General features: G+C 41.8%; 16 protein-coding genes and 3 pseudogenes. 7 read left to right on the top strand and 12 right to left on the bottom strand.

Annotated features, from left to right (window positions below; translation table 11 throughout):
• Positions 1-133: 133 nt before the first annotated feature.
• The 5 genes from RM049_RS37535 to RM049_RS37515 all read right to left on the bottom strand — a co-directional run bounded on the left by RM049_RS37535 (position 134) and on the right by RM049_RS37515 (position 7,584).
• Positions 134-1,606 carry an aldehyde dehydrogenase family protein gene (locus RM049_RS37535; RefSeq protein WP_322707856.1) on the bottom strand — a complete coding sequence of 491 codons (1,473 nt, stop codon included), beginning with the start codon at positions 1,604-1,606 and terminating at the stop codon, positions 134-136.
• 70 nt (positions 1,607-1,676) lie between these two features.
• The gene (locus RM049_RS37530; RefSeq protein ID WP_322707855.1) at positions 1,677-2,789 is read right to left on the bottom strand and encodes an amidohydrolase family protein; all 1,113 of its coding nucleotides are present in this window, start codon (positions 2,787-2,789) and stop codon (positions 1,677-1,679) included.
• Positions 2,790-2,904: 115 nt separating this feature from the next.
• Entirely contained in the window at positions 2,905-5,184 is a 2,280-nt protein-coding gene (locus RM049_RS37525; protein ID WP_322707854.1) for a TOMM precursor leader peptide-binding protein, read from the bottom strand.
• Between the two features lie 130 nt (positions 5,185-5,314).
• Positions 5,315-6,241 carry a hypothetical protein gene (locus RM049_RS37520; RefSeq protein WP_322707853.1) on the bottom strand — a complete coding sequence of 309 codons (927 nt, stop codon included), beginning with the start codon at positions 6,239-6,241 and terminating at the stop codon, positions 5,315-5,317.
• 29 nt (positions 6,242-6,270) lie between these two features.
• A complete protein-coding gene (locus RM049_RS37515) occupies positions 6,271-7,584 on the bottom strand; it encodes an AAA-like domain-containing protein (RefSeq protein ID WP_322707852.1) in 1,314 nt (437 codons plus the stop codon).
• Between the two features lie 381 nt (positions 7,585-7,965).
• On the opposite strand from RM049_RS37515, the gene RM049_RS37510 reads away from it, so the two are divergent.
• The 3 genes from RM049_RS37510 (at position 7,966) to RM049_RS37500 (ending at position 9,503) form a co-directional block, all read left to right on the top strand.
• Positions 7,966-8,103 (top strand): hypothetical protein, encoded by a 138-nt coding sequence (locus RM049_RS37510; RefSeq protein ID WP_322707851.1) that lies wholly within the window; start codon positions 7,966-7,968, stop codon positions 8,101-8,103.
• A gap of 6 nt (positions 8,104-8,109) precedes the next feature.
• Entirely contained in the window at positions 8,110-8,991 is an 882-nt protein-coding gene (locus RM049_RS37505; RefSeq protein ID WP_322707850.1) for an N-acetylmuramoyl-L-alanine amidase, read from the top strand.
• A gap of 275 nt (positions 8,992-9,266) precedes the next feature.
• Positions 9,267-9,503, top strand: coding sequence for a hypothetical protein (locus RM049_RS37500; RefSeq protein WP_322707849.1), 237 nt, complete (start codon positions 9,267-9,269; stop codon positions 9,501-9,503).
• Here RM049_RS37500 and RM049_RS37495 read toward each other — a convergent pair.
• A pseudogene (locus RM049_RS37495) lies at positions 9,470-10,063 on the bottom strand (transposase); the annotation flags it as partial. The gene RM049_RS37500 and the pseudogene RM049_RS37495 sit on opposite strands and share 34 nt — an antisense overlap.
• Positions 10,064-10,152: 89 nt before the next feature.
• On the opposite strand from RM049_RS37495, the pseudogene RM049_RS37490 reads away from it, so the two are divergent.
• Positions 10,153-10,839, top strand: a pseudogene (locus tag RM049_RS37490) (IS5 family transposase); the annotation flags it as partial.
• Position 10,840: 1 nt separating this feature from the next.
• The gene (locus RM049_RS37485; RefSeq protein ID WP_322707848.1) at positions 10,841-11,434 is read left to right on the top strand and encodes a 3'-5' exonuclease; all 594 of its coding nucleotides are present in this window, start codon (positions 10,841-10,843) and stop codon (positions 11,432-11,434) included.
• A gap of 367 nt (positions 11,435-11,801) precedes the next feature.
• Here RM049_RS37485 and RM049_RS37480 read toward each other — a convergent pair whose 3' ends face one another.
• The 4 genes from RM049_RS37480 to RM049_RS37465 all read right to left on the bottom strand — a co-directional run bounded on the left by RM049_RS37480 (position 11,802) and on the right by RM049_RS37465 (position 14,785).
• Positions 11,802-12,557 carry a hypothetical protein gene (locus tag RM049_RS37480; protein WP_322707847.1) on the bottom strand — a complete coding sequence of 252 codons (756 nt, stop codon included), beginning with the start codon at positions 12,555-12,557 and terminating at the stop codon, positions 11,802-11,804.
• Positions 12,532-13,875 (bottom strand): replicative DNA helicase, encoded by a 1,344-nt coding sequence (dnaB, locus tag RM049_RS37475; RefSeq protein ID WP_322707846.1) that lies wholly within the window; start codon positions 13,873-13,875, stop codon positions 12,532-12,534. Before dnaB ends, RM049_RS37480 begins: the two co-directional genes overlap by 26 nt.
• Complete coding sequence (locus tag RM049_RS37470) at positions 13,872-14,105, bottom strand: hypothetical protein (protein ID WP_322707845.1); 234 nt, start codon at positions 14,103-14,105, stop codon at positions 13,872-13,874. Before RM049_RS37470 ends, dnaB begins: the two co-directional genes overlap by 4 nt.
• A gap of 83 nt (positions 14,106-14,188) precedes the next feature.
• The gene (locus RM049_RS37465; RefSeq protein ID WP_322707844.1) at positions 14,189-14,785 is read right to left on the bottom strand and encodes a helix-turn-helix domain-containing protein; all 597 of its coding nucleotides are present in this window, start codon (positions 14,783-14,785) and stop codon (positions 14,189-14,191) included.
• A 283-nt stretch (positions 14,786-15,068) separates the two neighbouring features.
• On the opposite strand from RM049_RS37465, the gene RM049_RS37460 reads away from it, so the two are divergent.
• Complete coding sequence (locus RM049_RS37460; protein WP_069069515.1) at positions 15,069-15,443, top strand: hypothetical protein; 375 nt, start codon at positions 15,069-15,071, stop codon at positions 15,441-15,443.
• Between the two features lie 109 nt (positions 15,444-15,552).
• Here the strand turns inward: RM049_RS37460 and RM049_RS37455 are convergent, their stop codons facing one another.
• Together RM049_RS37455 and RM049_RS37450 are read right to left on the bottom strand one after the other, a co-directional pair.
• Positions 15,553-16,011, bottom strand: coding sequence for a hypothetical protein (locus tag RM049_RS37455; RefSeq protein WP_322707843.1), 459 nt, complete (start codon positions 16,009-16,011; stop codon positions 15,553-15,555).
• The gene (locus RM049_RS37450) at positions 16,004-16,768 is read right to left on the bottom strand and encodes a ParA family protein (RefSeq protein WP_221704414.1); all 765 of its coding nucleotides are present in this window, start codon (positions 16,766-16,768) and stop codon (positions 16,004-16,006) included. Before RM049_RS37450 ends, RM049_RS37455 begins: the two co-directional genes overlap by 8 nt.
• A 585-nt stretch (positions 16,769-17,353) precedes the next feature.
• Here RM049_RS37450 and RM049_RS37445 point away from each other — a divergent pair.
• Positions 17,354-17,533 (top strand): annotated as a pseudogene (locus RM049_RS37445) (hypothetical protein); the annotation flags it as partial.
• Positions 17,534-17,585 lie beyond the last annotated feature (52 nt).

Below are 17,585 nucleotides of genomic sequence, written 5' to 3'. Positions count from 1 at the left end.
TGATACTCCACTCCAAGCGTCCCCTTTGTCAATACCCTACCACCTGAATCCTTACATTTCTGGATACTATTTAAATTTTAAGTTCCTACTATGATAAGCAAACCAAAAGACTAGGACATTATATCTTACATTTCTACAATTTCATTGTTACCGTTTTAACTTCGGTGTATTGCTGTAAGCCATACTCACCGAGTTCACGACCCATTCCGGACTGCTGAAACCCTCCAGCAGGGGCAGCAGCATTGAGAACACCGTAGCAATTCATCCAGACGGTGCCTGCTCGGACATTATTGGCAATTGTGTGAGCCTTGATAATATCCTTAGTCCAAACTCCCGCTGCGAGACCATAAGGTGTGCTATTGGCTTGCTCAATCACCTCATTAATGTCCCGAAACTTGAGAATACTCATTACCGGACCAAATATCTCTTCCTGGGCAATTTTCATATGATTCTGGACATCGGCAAAGACGGTTGGCTCAATAAAGTAACCGCGATCGCCTCTTTGATTGCCACCGCACAAGAGTTTAGCCCCCTCACGAACTCCTAACTCAATGTAGCGCATCACCTTGTCAAATTGTATCTTGTCTATCTGTGGTCCCTGCTCAGTCTTGGGATCGAACGGATCGCCAACTGTACGTCGTTTAGCCCTTTCAACACTTTTCTCTACAAACTCGTCGTAACACTTTTCCTCTACAAAGACGCGCGATCCTGCCGTACAAACTTGCCCCTGATTGAAGAAGAGCGCAAGATGAGCTCCCTCAACTGCCTGCTCAATATCTGCATCCGCAAAGATAATGTTGGGGCTCTTACCACTAAGGTGATACGTAACACGCTTGAGATTACTATGAGCTGCCGCTTCTAAAATGAGCCGTCCTACTTCAACTGATCCCGTAAAAGTAACTTTGTCAATATTCATATGCCGAGCAATAGCCCCACCTGTTGTTGGTCCATAACCAGGGAGGATATTAACCACACCGGGAGGGAAACCAGCTTCGAGAATTAGCTCTCCTATTCGTAGTGCAGATAATGGAGTCTGTTCAGCAGGTTTGAGGATAAGGGTGTTGCCAGTGGCTAAGGCTGGTGCCATCTTACACGCCTGTAGTACGAGCGGGAAGTTCCAGGGAATAATCTGACCAACTACCCCTACTGGCTCATGTCGTGTGTAGCAAAAGTAAGTGCCATTAATCGGAATTGTCTTACCTTGAATCTTATCTGCCCAACCAGCATAATAGCGATATATAGAGATAACTAGGGGCAGATCTACGTTCAGTGATTCATTTAGAGGCTTGCCATTATCCAATGTTTCCAACCGCGCCAGTTCTTCTTTATTTTGCTCAATCAGATCAGCTAGTTTGTAGAGCAATTCGCCTCGGCGAGTGGCAGACATTTGTGTCCAATCTCCGGTAGTAAAGGCTTTGCGAGCTGCCTCTACTGCCCGATCAACGTCGGAAGCCTGTGCTTCTGCTACATCACAGATTACTTCTCCTGTTGCCGGATTAATGGTTTCAAACCGTTTTCCAGAAACACCCTCTACCCATTCATTATTAATCAATAACTGGGTTGGTCCGATTTTAACCTGTTGCTTCGCTCCTGTAGCAATTACCATAATAATTTCCTTAATTTTTATTAAGCTAATCTTGACTTTTACCTTTTTGGTTCTTTCGCCTTAGACCTTTTTATTCCAGTCTATAAAAACAAGCGGGATTATCCCAAAGGATTTTTTGTACTATTTCTTTGGGTAGCTGTTCCAGAAGTGCCTGCTTGATGTCCAAAACATCTGGCTTTTCTTTGAGCTTTTCTTCTTGTCTTCCCCAATGGACGTGGGGATAGTCAGAACCAAAGAGCAATTTATCCGAACCAATATACTCAATGACCTGCTCCAAGTAAGGTTCTCCTAGCTCAAGTCCAATAAAACATTGGCGACGGAAATAGTCTGAAGGCGGCATCTTGACGTTATCTTTAACTTCCCAGTAGTGGCACTCGTACTCTTCATCTAATCGCCACAGCCAATACAGAAGCCAACTACAGCCTGATTCTAGAAATCCGACCCGAAGTTTGGGATGACGCTCCAAAACCCCGCCCTCAATCAAGGAGAGCAAAGCCATCATCTGCTCCATTGGATGAGAGCAAGCCCGTAGGGCGAACCGAGTGTGAAAGCGATCAGATCCAGTTGTTGGTAGACGGCTATGAGTTCCTTCATGTATTCCCACTGCTATTCCTAATTCTTCACACGCTATCCAAAATGGCTCGTAGGCAGGATCGCTCAATGTCCGCCCTTTGACGGGGTTAGGGCGTAAACACACTGCTTGACAGCCAAGCTGTACAATGCGATGCAGTTCTGGAACCATTTCTTTTGGAGCATGAAGATTGACTAGACCCACTCCCTTGAGTATATCTGGGGCATAGCTGCAAAATTCTTGATATAACCAATTGTTATAAGCACGAGTAAAAGCTCCAGCTAAAGAAGGCTTCATGGTATCCATTGCCAGAATGAATAGCCCAACAGTGGGATAAATGAATGATACATCTGCTCCCATCTGTTCCATTGTTAAGACATGCAGCTTATTGCTAAAACCATTGAGCCTAGCCTGTGGGTGAGCCTGAAGAATTTGTTGAGCCCATCGGTTAGCTGCTTCAACGGAAACTTGACCGTAAATATCCTCACCCTGAATTTTCCTATCAGGTGACGGGGCAAAATCCTTATAGCCAGGTTCCAAATACTTTTCCCACATATTTAAAGGTTCAAACACATGGGTGTCTGAATCAATAATATTATATTCTTTGTACATAGAGCAATTAACTCCGGTAATTTTTTGAATTTCTTAACCCTTTTGGCTTCATATAACTATTTCCTTGTTTTTTCTGACCTAATTAAAGTCTTTTATATTGAGTGATAACCTGCCATTACATCCACATTGGAAAAGGATTTAGTTGATGTTCCAGGAATGGCTCTTTCAACCAGCCCATTTTTATGGGAACCTCATACAGTCGCCCCGAACCTAGCCGTCTCCACCAGTGACGCATTCCTGGAACCATTACCTTGACTACTTTCAAACCGATATCGGGACGAGTCTGATCCAACACCAGCATTTCCATACCGTTAGTTTTAACGATTTGCTGGCAGGTCATTACATCTTCTAGCAGATCATCATGTTGAAATTGCAAATAATCAGCACAAACTTTGGTGGTGATACTTTCATCAGGAACCAGATAAGATTGATTTTCCAACGTTGCCATTTTCCACCATTGAATAGGAAGGGAATCTGAGGAGGAAGGATACTGAGTGCTACCATCTGACTTGGCAAATAAAACGTAAGGAAGACTCTGGTTCATTTCGGTCAACGCTCTACTAATGGCAATCTTGGCATCAAAATGGGCACCAAAGCCAAGGATAATATCTTCTACTTTTTGATCGCTTCTTCGGCTGATAGCAACAAAGGCAGGAATATTCAGATCGCTAGTGATATCTAAAACCCAAAGTTCGCGCTGCAAGGTCTGATAGTAGTTTTTTAAGGTTTGGAAATAGGAATCGGCGAAGCTGTCCAAATCTACCTGCGCTTTCTTGAGGCGATTATACCACCATAAAGCAACACAGTCTCGCTCGACTAATTCCATGAATCCTTGCAGGATGGCTTCTTCTAATGTGTTGCCAGCCGCACTACCATTGAGATCGGCCCAACAATAAGGATCTGGGAGATTTGGATAGTTGAAGTAGCAGTAAGCTGTTGGTAAAAACTTAAATTGCTGATTAGTTAATGACCAAACAGGTGTCCACTCAATTTCCCGATCTTCATCAAAAGGTTCTGGAACGCGCTGAAACCAGCTATAACACTCTTGATTCCATTGGTGGCGATGTTCATATTGCTCCTGGCTAAATTTCATGCAGGCATTGGGGTGAATGGCTCGATCTGCGATTTTTTGGTAACTTCCTTTTTGCCTGATTTCATCGCCTTGAAATATGTGGGAATATCGCTCAATCGCTTCACAAAATCCACTTGCCTTCGCTTGCGATTCTGTTCTCCCTTTCCCCGCACTTCTGCCGCTAATGTTTTGCTGTAATGCATTGAGGTCATCAAAGATTGTGGCGAAATGATGACTTGCTACATACGTATGAATTAAACCCTGCGGGTCTTGCTGGCTCTTCCTTAGTTCTCGGACAACGCCCGTCAAAGGACTAATGTGGTGTTGATATTTCCGCAGGGTTTCTTCGGGAGATATGGAACGATGCCCTCCATCGGCTGTAAATGTCTTCTGGCAGTGTCCTAAGATTACAGGATCAGGTTCGCGGTTCAAGCCATTAGCGATCGCCCCACAACTTGGACACTGAGGACGCTTGACCAGGATATGGGATTGTGTTTTTAAAGAAAGGGTATCGTAAGTAACGATTCGTCCTTCGATGTGGGGATTCTCTCCTTGAACAATCCACTTAAAAAGTTCGGTAGCTGCCATACTTAAGGCTGTTTGGCCGGTAGTAGGAAGACCGCCGAGCGGGGAAATTAAAGGAGTGGTTTTGCTATCTTGATGTTTCGCAATAAACTGTTCGACGGGTCGGTTATCTTGCAAACGTTGAGCGAGGCATTGCCAGCAACCAGTTTTCCCTGGAACGAAGATAGGACCTATCCAGAGAATAGTTCCAACAGGCTTGACTAGCATCCAGGGTCGTGAGAGGGTTAAGGCTTTCTCGTTAAAGCGTGCCAAGCCATCTTTGAGATAGTCATCGGTCAAAATGATCTCAATCGCGCCTTCCTCTTCGATTTGAAGATGGAGAGATTCAAGAGCGGTTTTGAGTTCGGACGTGGGCAGATTTGAGCAGAATGACCTAATCCCTACTTTAGTTGTTTGCAACCGCTCATAAGCGATATGGGAATCGATCCCTAAATGTTCGCAGAAGATGGTGAAGCTGGATGGCAAGGAAACAGTACCTTCGGCAAGGTAGCCATTCCGTTCCATCTCCATCAGAGTATAGTAAATCTCTGTTAGAGGAAACTTCTCTGACAGCCAAAGCTGATTCACAATTTCGTCTACTGTACTTTGACCATCAACCAGAGCAATGAGCCGTTGATAGAGGTGACCTCTGAGTAGAAATGAACCTCTCTCAGATAACAGCAGAAGAACCTTGTCTTTCTCTAAGGTTTCAACATCAAGTGAGCGAAAACACTGCTCCAATCGCGGCTTATTATACATACTATCTAAATTAAAAGGGTTGCCGCTACATTTACCAAAACAGTACTGTTTCTAATTAGAGAATATTGAGCAAAACCACAGTTTAATTCCCTAGAATTAAGCTAAAACTAAGAATTTATCTAGCCATATCTTAACAAGTTAAAGGTATCCAACGGCTAATTTGAACCGGACTGATTTTAACTGGAGTGTAGAGTTCTTCACCATCTGGACTATTGACCCACTCTTCTAGAATCTCAGGATGATTTCTTAACTCAGCAGGTTCTTCAGGGTATGGGATTGTTATATTATAATTAGTAAATTCACCTGCATCGTCTTTTGCAATAGTTAGTTCACCAATATATACTACTCCTGTAGAATTCGGTTCAGGTGTAAGCTCACATCTGTCTATCTTAATTGTGGCGTATTCAGCATCAAGCTCAGAGAGGAGACCACGATCCTTGAGAAAAGACTTCACTTTATCTGGATCGCCCTCAGTAAATACATCTTTAGCCTCACTATCACCGTCACGTAGCCAGGACTTGGCAATAAGTTGAGATAGTTTCTTAGAAGGCTGGAGAACATTAAAGGGAGACCCATTTTCTTTTACCTTTGTGGCTAGTGGGGCTAGTTCTTTCTCTATTTCTCCCTTAGTAGGGGATAAGAACACGTCCGATTCCGTTTCAACCAGAGACCAAGGAGGTTGATTAGAGTCGGAACCAATGAAAGCTATTATTCCATTAATAAACTTAATCAAAGGATAAGGAATCTTATCATTAGGAGCAAGATTACCAAGAGAAAGAAGATCGGCAAGGTGTTGGTTAGAAACACCAAAAATGTTAAATGTAAAGTCTCTTAAATCTATAACTTTTGACGGTTTATTTGTATCTGTTTCTAAAGTTGTAACAAAATTAAAGAATTTAGCCTCCTCCTCGCTTAAAATCCTCTCATTGATCAGGAATTGTGTGATTTCTTCATCAGACCGAAGATTTTCGCCACGTAACTGGGCTATTGCAATGCGCTGAGAGAGCCTCTTATGAGTTTCAAGATAATTTAACGCATTCGGTGAATTATTACTCATCATCATCTCCTACTAGGGAATCACTATCATTAGACAAAAAGTTTTTGACTTTGGAAATATCGCCGATACAATTGACAACTTGGGGTGGCTTTATTGCCATCTAACTTAATCAGTCCCATACTGTTTAACTTGTAAGCTGGTATAAGAGCTAAGTATACAGGATCAGCGGCACTTATGCTGTTATTAAGGGCACTAGCTAATTCCGGTTGCTCTTGCAATATTACCCAATGGCGCTGCAAGTGATGGTTATAAATTCCGGCTGCTGTAGGGGCAGTTTCCAACAGATGCGCGAGAGTTACTTCCCTACGACTAAGGTGATAAAGTGCTTTATGTACCAATGCAGGATGTCCCCCCACCATGTCCATCAGTTGTCTAGCTTCCTTGCCATCTGACCAGTCGAGTTCGTAGCGTTGGGCTAATTGCTGTACCTCATCTAAACTCAAATCGTTTAACTGAACCGGGAGTCCCACATTGAAAGGGGATTGGTTAAGCTGGAGGGGAACGTAAATTTCCGTCGAGTAAACCACAATCAGGCGGAGCTTTTGCCAGATGGGCAATGTTTTGGCTTCTTCGTACCATGATCGCAACAGGGGTAAAAAATCCTTTGCCACTTGAGGATGCTCAAAAATTTGATTCACCTCATCTAACGCCAAAACGAGGGGAGTCGCAATTGATTTTAGTAGATACTCTTCGACGTAGGAAGTGCAGCTAATTTTGCTCCCTAGATCCTCATCCCAATATTCATCTAGCTTCGCTTCTAACTGAAGCTGGCGGGCAATGTTGGTACACAGCCAGCGCAAAAATTGATTTAAATCGCTCAAGATAACCTGGTCAACCTGCTCCAGGTTCAAGCTGACAGTGCGGTAGCCCTGGCGTTTAGCAGAGTCAAGAATTCTCATTAGCAGAGAAGTTTTGCCCATCTCTCTGGGCGCTTTAATCCGCACTAAGGCTCCTGGTTTCCTAATTTCTTGATTAACCTGCTCTTCAAGAGGAGCACGTTCTAGGTAAAAAGGGGAACCTAGAGGAACTGAGCCATTGGGATAGCAGGGCGAGGTATCCTGGTTTGCATCAATCAACTCAGAAATTTTAGTATTTTTATCTATAGTCTGGGATAAAACCTCAAAATCCAGATTTGCAATTTCTCTCCAGTCAAGTGCCAATTTCCGACAGAGTTCTTCAAAAGTCACATAGTCAACAGGCTTACCAGTCAGGAAGTTACTGACTGTAGCTAGAGCGAATCCTGCATCTTCAGCTAAAGAGCGTTGGCTGGGAAAGCCGTTACGTATAAGTGCTAGCTTGGCTTTGTCAAGACAATTATGTTTAACTTTAAGTGATCTGGGCATGGGGCATCTTATGACGACTGTATGGATTGTACCAGTAACACCATAAAAGTCAGTCATAAGCCAGTAATTCTCAGGCGATAAGTCAGTATGTGGTGGGATTTTATGGATGTATCAGGTTGAAAGCAAAGGAAAGTAAAAATATGTAAGACGGTAAGAAGGTCATCGCATATATGCAGTCCAAGGGCTATAGAGGAATGGCACTAAGAAAAGGGAAAATCGTTGAGGCAGCGTAACTTAGTGCCATTCGGCTATAGAGTTATATTCCTAAATATTGTGTATCTGGAAGATGTCAAAAACCCCGATACCTGGGAACCAAGCACAGGTGCGTTAAACACTTGGGATGATGTGAGATGTGTTATTAGAAACAATGGGTAAATTCTGATGTCAGCTGAAGCTAGTACTGAGCCTGGTAAGTATTACACTGAAAATCCCATGAATTCTAATGGAGCATTCAGGATTGCCTTTGGCAACTACCAAGACGCTTGGAAAATTGGAAAGCATCATGAACAATTTTACTGAACAAGAATGTCACGTGCGATCGCCGAGCAAAAAACCATCTGTGCGATCGCGTTGAGGGTCAACACAACGACAAATTATTTTCACAAGGAGAAAAAAATGCCTTTTTCTGCCAAAGTTATTACAACTAATGAATGGGGAGCGAAATCTGCTGGACCATTTGACAAAACATTTCCTAAATTTATCGTGATTCACAATACTGATAGTGGGAATCCTCCTAATAATGTCTCAAAAGGAACAGTAGAGGGAGGTAAACAATATGCCCGTCAGATTCAAAAAGATCACATGGATACCAACGGTTGGAGTGATTCTGGACATAATTTTCTGAATACGACTGGAGGAATTCTTTTAGAAGGAAGACATGGAACACTTGATGCAGTCAAACAAGGAATGTGTGTTCTCTCTGCCCATGCTGCACAACAGGGAAACAGACTTGCTGGAGGCAATGAATCCCCAGGAATTGAGAATGAAGGCAACTTCATGACTTTTGAAATGGGGCAGAAACAGTGGGATAGTTTAGTCGAATTATGCGTTTCTTTGTGTGACTCTTGTAATATTGATCCTAAGAATATTCGAGGACATCGAGAGTTTAGTAATACTGACTGTCCGGGAGAGTGGTTATTTAGTCAATTACCTCGTTTACGGAAGGAAGTCGCTGATAAATTAGGCACTATTCTTGAAGAAGATGAAACCTTACTTAAACTAGGTTCAATTGGTAAAGATGTTAAGGAACTTCAACAAAAACTAACAGATAAAGGCTTTTCTCCTGGGGCAATAGATGGTGATTTTGGCAAAAATACAAGACAAGCTGTTATCGCTTTTCAGCGTTCTATTGGACTACTTGATGATGGTATTGTTGGCACTAATACTCGCAAAGCATTAGGCTTATAGATTTAACTTAAATGGCTCTCTCTGATTTCGTGGGAAAATGGGATAGCGAAGTGCTGCTGCAAGCAGATCGCTAATATTTCTCAAATCAAACACTATACAGTTTACCTAAAAACATTGGGAAAGTCACTCACAAACCCCAAAAATCTTTGTAACTAATTTTTTTTAGGTACTTTAAATCAATACTCCGGACAATTTTGAGTTGAGGGAATCGACAAGAAAGCTATCGACCCATTAAGGTGCTGATTAGAACAAACAAGCACCGGATCGATAGCTGTATGGAAATTATACAAAGCTTACTGACAAAAATGGGGATTTTTCGCAAACCTCAGATGAAAGCATTGATGACACTGTTTGGCACTATTCTGATTGCCTGTGGCAAGATAAACTTTAGCAACTTAAGTCGCTACAGGCAACGAACAGAGAGAACTTATCGCCGACAGTTTAAAAAACAGTTTGATTTCGCAATACCTCTGCCAATTTACGAGGGTTCAACGCCGGTGGAAACGGGATGAATACGTCCTAAAGAAGTAAGCTTGGCAAAAATCTGGGTTAATAAAATAGGCTCAGGCATTTCGGGAAGCATTTTTAAAATTTCACGGACATATCGAAAACCACGATAGTGAGCCTTAAGGTCAAGAATGCCGGAGTCGGGATTAAGGAGACGAAAATCCGCGAGAAGATAATGGGATAAGTTGACCATAAAGAATGCTAGATTAACAGCATTAGTTACAGCAGTTTGGCTTAAATTCATAAAATCTTCTAATCCCCAAAACTGTTTGGCATCTCGAAAGTTAAACTCGATTTGAAAGCGCAGTTTGTAGTAGTCGATTATCTTTTGGGATGACAACTTTAGGTCACTAGAAAATAGAATTACATGACTACGAGCATTACTTTTAAGATTGGTTTTAACCAAAATAACTATATTCAGTGCTTGGGCAAATTCCTTGTGGAGTAAAGTAGCTTGATAAATATCAGTTTTAATTTCCTCGTCAATCGTGCTATTACACAAATATTCTTCAGGAATATTATAATAGTCCAGCTTATCTCCGTACTTGCGTCGAGAGCGACAATTAGAGCTGATTCGTAAAGAAAATCTAAAGAAGACTGAATGTTGCTTGAGTGGAGTTATAGGCTAAATCGAGTGTAGTTATTTTGTTGTCGATGAGCCGTCTCCCGAAGATTGAGAATCCAGACCGTAAACCTTACCCGAGTGATTTAAGCGATGCTGAATGGTTAATTCTCAAGCCGCTTCTACCAGCACCCAAAGGATTCGGGCATCCTGTAGAGGTGAATTTCCGAGAAATCCTCAATGCTATATTCTATGTGCAACGTACTGGTTGTCAGTGGGAAATGCTTCCTCATGACCTTCCTCCTTATACAACAGTGTACGGCTACTTCCAGAAATGGCAACGCAAGGGCATTTGGCAGCAAATTCACGGGTCTTGTACGTCATCAACTGCGACAAGATGTAGGACGAGATGAATATTCTAAGGTTGCGTAGGCGTAGCCCGTCGTAGACATCGCAGATTCTCAGTCGGTAAAGACGACAGAAAAAAAAGGGAGGTCTACGGTTTCGATGGTGGTAAAAAGGTTAAAGGGCGTAAGCGCCATATAGTAGTAGATTCTCAGGGGTTGTTGATTGGTGTCTTAGTTACTGAAGCCAATGCTTCGGAGCGCTTAGGAGCTGTCGTTGTGCTGCATGAGGCTGTTGAAGAATTGTCCAAATTGGAAGTTGTTTGGGTAGATCAGGGCTATTCGGGCGAAAACTTTGCTCAAGCAGTCAGGCAAGTTTGTGGTGAACAAGTTCGTGTTGAGGTGATCCAAAGGAACTCAAAAACATTTTCAAGATATGAGCGATGCAGTTTTCTCACTAATTAGGGCAATAGTTCCACCTAAAGATGATGGCAATGATATTTTTCTAGTTGGCGACCCTCACCAACGCATTTACGGTCGTAAAGTTGTTCTTAGTCGCTGCGGTATTGATATTCGTGGTCGCTCCCACAAATTGAGAATTAATTACCGTACAACAGACGAAACTAGGAAGTGGGCAACAAAGGTACTAGATGGAGTTACTGTTGATGACTTAGATGGGAATCAAGATGACTTAAAAGGATACCGCTCGCTACTTCATGGCGATGAGCCAATTGTTCAAGGGTTTTCTAATTTTGATGAAGAGATTGGTTTTATCAAACAATATCTTCAGCAGTTAGAAAATGGCGATAATTCTTTATCCAACACTTGTATTGTGGTACGTACTAACCAGCTAGTTAAACAGTACATCTCTGCTCTTAATCAATTAGGGATAAAAACACAAGAAATTAAACGTAGTCAACCTGATAATTTATCTCAACTAGGTGTTCGTATCGCTACTATGCATCGAGTCAAAGGGCTGCAATTTAACTATGTTATTTTAGCAGGAATTAATGAAGGTTTTTTGCCTTAAAAATCAGCTTTATCAAATGCTTCTGATAAAGCTAGATATAATGCGCTGATCAGTTCGGAACGTTCTCTAATTCATGTAGCAGCTACTCGTGCCAAACAGTATGTTGTAGTTAGCTACTATGGAAAACCTAGTCCTTTATTGCCAAATTTAGCACATTGACATTAATTATTAAAGAATGCCCTTTGAACTTCTCATAAATATCAACAGGATTAGGCTGGCATTTAATATTGATAGGTTGCAATCCTGGATCACAGACAAACGCAACTACAGCATCCTATTAAGCAAAAATGATAATCATTATTGTAACCCTATAATAAAGTTACCCGATATTTACGATTTGCGCGGCTTTTTTGAGGATGAGGTTTTTTTAGAATTTTACTCGCAATACTGACAAAATCTCTCTAACTGGCGCTTTATCCGCTTCTAGCTTCTCTATTTTCTCTAATAGTCGTTTTGGAATATACTTGCACTTTTTAACCAGGCGATCGCCATCTTTCCAAAACTCATAGTGATACCAAGCTTGGGGATAATCTTTGCCGTGAAGGGTAATGGTTTTCCACTCAATAAAGCCACTACCCAATCCTTTGTTCCGTCTAGTTTTACTAGGGCTATTTTTACTGGGGGGTATCTTTGACTGTTCGACATCGTTACTAGGGTTATTTTTGATATCCCCCAGTAATGTGTTTTTACTAGGGCTAGGTACAACACCCAGTAATGTCAAAATTTCTCTAATTGGGCGCTTTTTGAACTCTGCTTCTTGAATATCCCCAAGTAAATGCTTGGGAATGTACTTGGTCTTCTTTCTCCCTTTTTCCTGCCAATGATAATAAGCCTGGGGGTAGTCCTTTCCACCCCTAGTAATGGTGCGCCAATGAATAGTACCGTTACCCTCACCCCAATTTCTGCGCTTTTTACTAGGGCTATCTTTACCGGGGGATATCTCTATTTGTCCAGGCTTTTTACTAGGGTTGTCAATACTTAGGGATATCTCTATTTCTGAAGAGTTTTTACTAGGGCTATTATCAATACCCCCCAGTAAAAATTCCGATACAGGAGGCGGATGGAATTGAGTGGAGTTTGAGGACTCCGATATTCCATCACCGCAAATTCTGGATAATTCCATAGGACTTGTCAAAAAATACCGTTGCTGTACCTGTTTCACCGTGCCGTGCTTTAGCCATGATTAGCTCTAATATTCCTTGGTCTGTAGTGTCTGGGTTGTAGTACTCATCCCGGTAAGCGAGAATAATATTGTCTGCCACCATTTCTAAAATTCCTGACTGGCTAAGGTCGCTCATCATTGGGCGCTTATTCTGTCTGCCCTCAACTCCCCTAGAAATTTGAGAAAGCGCCAACACAGGAACTTCTAAATCTCCAGCCATTTTGTAAAGTCCCCGTGCCACGTCACCTAGTTCATAACTCCGGTTGCCGCCTGAATCCTCTGCCATCATTTGCAGGTAATCAACGACAACTAACCCAAGTTTTCCCTCTTTAGCCTTAATTTGACGGCATTCGGAAGCAATTCCAGAAACGGTAATACCTCTTGAGTCATTCATATAAAGCGGTAATTCTGAAGCAACACCGACGATTTTGGCAATGCTTGTAAATTCCCAGTCTGCTAGGGGTTTATTACCTGAGCGATGTCTGCGGATGCGATCGCTTTTTAGTGGCGTTAACTCTAAATGCTTATAGGCGTTGGTAATACTAATTAAACTCCACAGCCTGTACTCCAATTGTTTCTTTGTCATCTCCAAGGAGAAGATGACCACAGGTAGATTGTGGAGTAGTATAATTTGGAGAGCCAAAAACAGCGCAATTTGGGATTTTCCCATTGATGGCCTACCCGCAACTATGGTGAGTGTGCCGCTTTCAAATCCCACCATCAAATTATCGAGTTCATGAAGTCCTGTAGGGTAAATGGGGTTTCCTGAATTTAAATCCTCGTAAGCAGCAACGTTAATCGTGCTGTTATGTTCAGTGTTTGAAGATAGAGTTTGATTAGATAATTGGAAAATTTTCTGTTCTGATTGGTCAAGGATTTGTGGTAACTCAGTTTCTGTCTCGTAACCCAGATGTACAATTTCATTTCCAGCCTTAATTAACTGTCTGCGCGCGAATTTGTCCATTACCAACCCGGCTAAAGCGTCAATGTTGACAGCTGACACTGTGCGGTCTACCAGAGTTGCTAATTTATTTCTGCCGCCGATACGGACTAGTAAATCGTGGTCAGTAAGCCAAGCTGTAACTGTGAGTAAATCAGTGGGTTTACCAGAGTAATGAAGGCGCTGTACGGCTTGATAGATATCTTTATGGGCGCTAATGTAAAAGGCTTCGGGAATTAAGCGATCGCTCACCCTACTGATTGCTTCTGGGTCAAGCATGATACCGCCTAAAATCGCCTCTTCCGCTTCGATGTTTTGGGGTGGCAATTTATCAATCACGTCGCACCTCCAGTATTCTCAGCGAGATTTTGCCTTTGCGACTCTTCCCAAGCTCTTTGAGCCTGTCGCTGCCGTTCTTCAAGTTCTCGACGGAATTCGTCTCGAGCATTTTTTGTTTCAGTTTTTTTGGCTTGTACCTGAATTGATGCCAGATATTTTTCGTAATAAACCTCCCAGCGATTTCTTCCGGCTTTGTTCTTGTGAGCTAACCATGCCTCAATGTCATTCACTGGCTGGCTAAGATTTTTGGTTTTTTCCTCACAAAATGAAAGAAAATTCGCTCGCTCCTCTTCTGAGAGAGTCTTTATAAGGTCTAAATAATTCTTATTGATCTTAGGGTTTTGAAATTCTCTCTCCACAAGGCTTTCAGCCTCCGCATGGTGCGTGGCGATCGCGCATGGTGCGTGGCGATCGCGCATGGTGCGTCATGATCCATCGTGGTGCGTGGTGATCCAGCGTGGTGTGTGGCGATCGCACTCGGTGCGTCATTACACCTTGGGTGCATCATCACACCATCGGTGTCTTCACACACCATTGGTGCGTCATCACACCTTGGGTGCATCATCACACCATCGGTGTCTTCAATAAATTCGGGTGTGTCATTGCACCATAATCCCTTTGGTTTCACCTTGGTTCTGACTTGCAATAGCTCTAGATCAATGAATCCCTTTGCGTCTAATTCCTTAAGAGCGCGGCTTACAGTTTGCCTGTGGACTATCCGCTCTGGTGCTGACAGCTGACGAGCTACCTCAGCGGCATTGATATCAATCCCTTGGTTATAAGGGTCAATGGTTCGGATGTAGTACAGGACATCCCTCTGTGCTGGTGTGAGTTCACGGCAGGCTTTCAGCCATTCTTCATGCTTAAGTGGATAGAAACGTCCCTGAATTTTTGAATTTGGTTGTGTCACAATTTTGCTAATACAAATGAAAAGACAAAATTTCACCTCGATCCGTTGGGATAGAGACTAATTTTTTAGATGTCCATCATTAACACTTAGTCAACGAACTTTTATATTGAATCGTGACAAGATATTTATTTGATGGCTATGCTAGTAATCTGAAGATTAAAGATATGTCTGGGAAAAAGCACTCCTAGCAAGAGTTTGGTAAGATTAGGGTATACATCATCGTTGTCGTTTAATCAAACATCAAATAGTATAACCGTTAAACTTAAGTATAATTAGCAAAGCAATGCAAAGTTTTGTATCAGAAAAAACACAAAGTTATCAGCAGTTATTCGATGAGATGATGAATCGCTTCAATTTGGAAGCGAAGAAGACTGCTGAACAGGCTAAAGTGTCAGAAGTAATGTTATCCCGCTTTCGTCGCGGGAAGGCGGATCTAGGAGCATCAAAACTAATAGCGCTACTTTTGGCTATTCCGGTAGAAGCTAGGGTGTGGTATTTATCTGAGTTATTTGGTCAGAGGCCAGGAATTAGCCTGCGATCGCTGATTGCTGAAGCACCTCCAGAAGAACAAGCTGAAGTTTTACGACTAATTGCTGATATTTTTGTGAATAACAGCCGTGAGGCTACAGAACCAGTGCAGTTTCTTAAAGCTTTATAACTTCACCATTGGCAATAGAATTTGACTAAAACTCGTAAGTGTAGTTTCCTGCACCCTCACGGACATTTGTGCAATTACCTTAACCTCTCACGGATAGATTAGGGTTAACTTAATCGTTAACGTTGATTTTCTTAGCCAATGTCTGAAATTTGCGTTGTTCACCAGCTTGCTTACGCTGTTGATAACGTTTTCTAGCTTGGTTTAGTACCTCTTGCAATAATTCCTCATTTTCTGAGCAGACGATAAATGCAGCTTCTAGGAAAGTATCTCTAGTAATTTTATTTACATTGCAAAACGTATCTAGCTTGATATCAATGTCCTGTTCTAACCTGATTGTTCGCCTGATGATCTGGGGTAACTCTAAGTGCTGTTCTTGATTAGAAGTGCTTACCTTATCGTTTATTACTTCCTCACTATCTAAATCCGGTTTTGGTTTTTCAGATAAATGACTAAATTCAGTAATTTCGTCATTTAGTAAGTTGTCATGTTGTACTTTTACAAGTGTTGTATCCCGTGCTGGAACACTTGGACGTGTCTTTTTCTTAAGGCGCTCAAAAACATCAGACATTCTTTTGTAACCTCTCGATGATTTGTTGGAAGGGAGTTTCGAGTTGTTCAAAGCCTAGAGAGGACAAACTTACACCTTTATCTATGGCCTTTTTAAATTGTTCAGATTCTAAAATTGAAGGTAAAACGACTATTTCTTCGGCAATTGTTCGCATTGCACTGATACTCGCCTTACTTTGTGCGACTTGGTTATTACCTACCCATTTATCTCTGAATGGCAAGATGCCAAGCACTATCCCTGAAAAAGCATCAATTTCTTGAAGTTCCTCAACTAAACTCAGAGTTCGGATGAGAGAATTTACACCTTTAGATGATGCTTCTACAGGAATGATGATACGGTCAGCGGCCCCCAACGATGTAAGGCAGATTTGCGATCGCTGAGGTGGCGCATCGACAATGCAGTATTGGAATAAATCTGATACCTCTTTTAAGCGTTTGCTCAGAACAATAGCTCCCATACCGCTCCCAGACAAAAATTCTTGAGCATTATCTAATCCATCATCAGCAGGAATTAACCATAGGTTTTCTCCGATTTCATAAATACCGTCTTCAGTATTGATCTGTTTTTTGAGAACTTCTAGAAGCGTGGGTTGATTCTGCTGAACTTCGTGTCCCAGGTAAAAAGTTAGGTTCGCTTGGGGATCGGCATCAATCATCAGTACACGCTGTCCTGTTTGAGCAAGCATTCTACCCAACAAGATTGCAACAGTTGTTTTTCCCTGGCCACCGGACAAGGATGCACAAGTAAGAATTAACATTTTACTGACTACCAGCAGCATTGTGTAAATTAGTCAATATCATAATGCATAATGTTGTTTTTAAGTTGTTTAGTCATTATGTAATTTAGTCATTTACAAATGACTAAATTGTAATTAACGCTATTTAGTCATTACTTTAGCTCTCAAAAAGTCCTACTCTTCGAGAAAATAGTTGTAAAAATAGATTTTTGTCCCGTTTAGCTGTTGCTGATTTTAGTCAAGACTGAATTTAGTCATTCAAAAATAACTAAATTTTATAATAATGCAATCTAGTAAACCAGTTTTGTTTTTTGAATAAAATAAAACTTCAGAAATGTTGACGGGGGCTATATAGGGGCTATATGTACCCCAAAAATGATTCAGGACTTCGATGAGTATTTGACCCCTATGTAGGGTATATATGGGTGTTTTCTGGGGTATACTTGACTGTTGGACGCTTTATACCCCACTTAGCCCCCAAGGGGGTATGATAAGCTCTTGAGGCTGGAGAAAAAAGAGGTAGTCATTTTATTCTTCTCTCCTCTGCTCCCCCATATCTCCTCAACTGATAATTTTTACAAATTGAACCGTATTAAATTTTCCCCAATGTCGAACATTCACACCTTACAAAAAATTTTTCCTGCTGGCTTTGATAACGGTTATGGAAGCCTTAAACTTTTAGTCGATGGCTTTGAAGTAGTTCGTGTCCCCAGCTATATAACCAATGCCGAGATGGAAGATGTACCGGGACGAGTAGTTTTTAACAGTACTGCTTACACAGTCGGAGCGCGGCTCGTTCTTGGTAGGAGCCTCTAGAAACTAGAGGGGTATGACTAAG

Source organism: Nostoc sp. DedQUE04 (assembly GCF_034530995.1).
GTDB lineage: Bacteria > Cyanobacteriota > Cyanobacteriia > Cyanobacteriales > Nostocaceae > Nostoc.
The sequence above is the reverse complement of the archived record's forward strand: the minus strand, read 5'-3'. Positions and strand labels throughout refer to the sequence as shown.

Bases quoted from the DNA above. Each gene is read 5' to 3' on its own strand.
- RM049_RS37535 (WP_322707856.1), bottom strand. From the start codon at position 1,606: ATGGTAATTGCTACAGGAGCGAAGCAACAGGTTAAAATCGGACCAACC.
- RM049_RS37505 (WP_322707850.1), top strand. From the start codon at position 8,110: ATGTCACGTGCGATCGCCGAGCAAAAAACCATCTGTGCGATCGCGTTG.
- RM049_RS37510 (WP_322707851.1), top strand. From the start codon at position 7,966: ATGTCAGCTGAAGCTAGTACTGAGCCTGGTAAGTATTACACTGAAAAT.
- RM049_RS37485 (WP_322707848.1), top strand. From the start codon at position 10,841: ATGAGCGATGCAGTTTTCTCACTAATTAGGGCAATAGTTCCACCTAAA.
- RM049_RS37450 (WP_221704414.1), bottom strand. From the start codon at position 16,768: ATGTTAATTCTTACTTGTGCATCCTTGTCCGGTGGCCAGGGAAAAACA.
- RM049_RS37525 (WP_322707854.1), bottom strand. From the start codon at position 5,184: ATGTATAATAAGCCGCGATTGGAGCAGTGTTTTCGCTCACTTGATGTT.
- RM049_RS37460 (WP_069069515.1), top strand. From the start codon at position 15,069: ATGCAAAGTTTTGTATCAGAAAAAACACAAAGTTATCAGCAGTTATTC.
- RM049_RS37520 (WP_322707853.1), bottom strand. From the start codon at position 6,241: ATGAGTAATAATTCACCGAATGCGTTAAATTATCTTGAAACTCATAAG.
- RM049_RS37530 (WP_322707855.1), bottom strand. From the start codon at position 2,789: ATGTACAAAGAATATAATATTATTGATTCAGACACCCATGTGTTTGAA.
- RM049_RS37455 (WP_322707843.1), bottom strand. From the start codon at position 16,011: ATGTCTGATGTTTTTGAGCGCCTTAAGAAAAAGACACGTCCAAGTGTT.
- RM049_RS37500 (WP_322707849.1), top strand. From the start codon at position 9,267: ATGGAAATTATACAAAGCTTACTGACAAAAATGGGGATTTTTCGCAAA.
- RM049_RS37480 (WP_322707847.1), bottom strand. From the start codon at position 12,557: ATGGAATTATCCAGAATTTGCGGTGATGGAATATCGGAGTCCTCAAAC.
- RM049_RS37515 (WP_322707852.1), bottom strand. From the start codon at position 7,584: ATGCCCAGATCACTTAAAGTTAAACATAATTGTCTTGACAAAGCCAAG.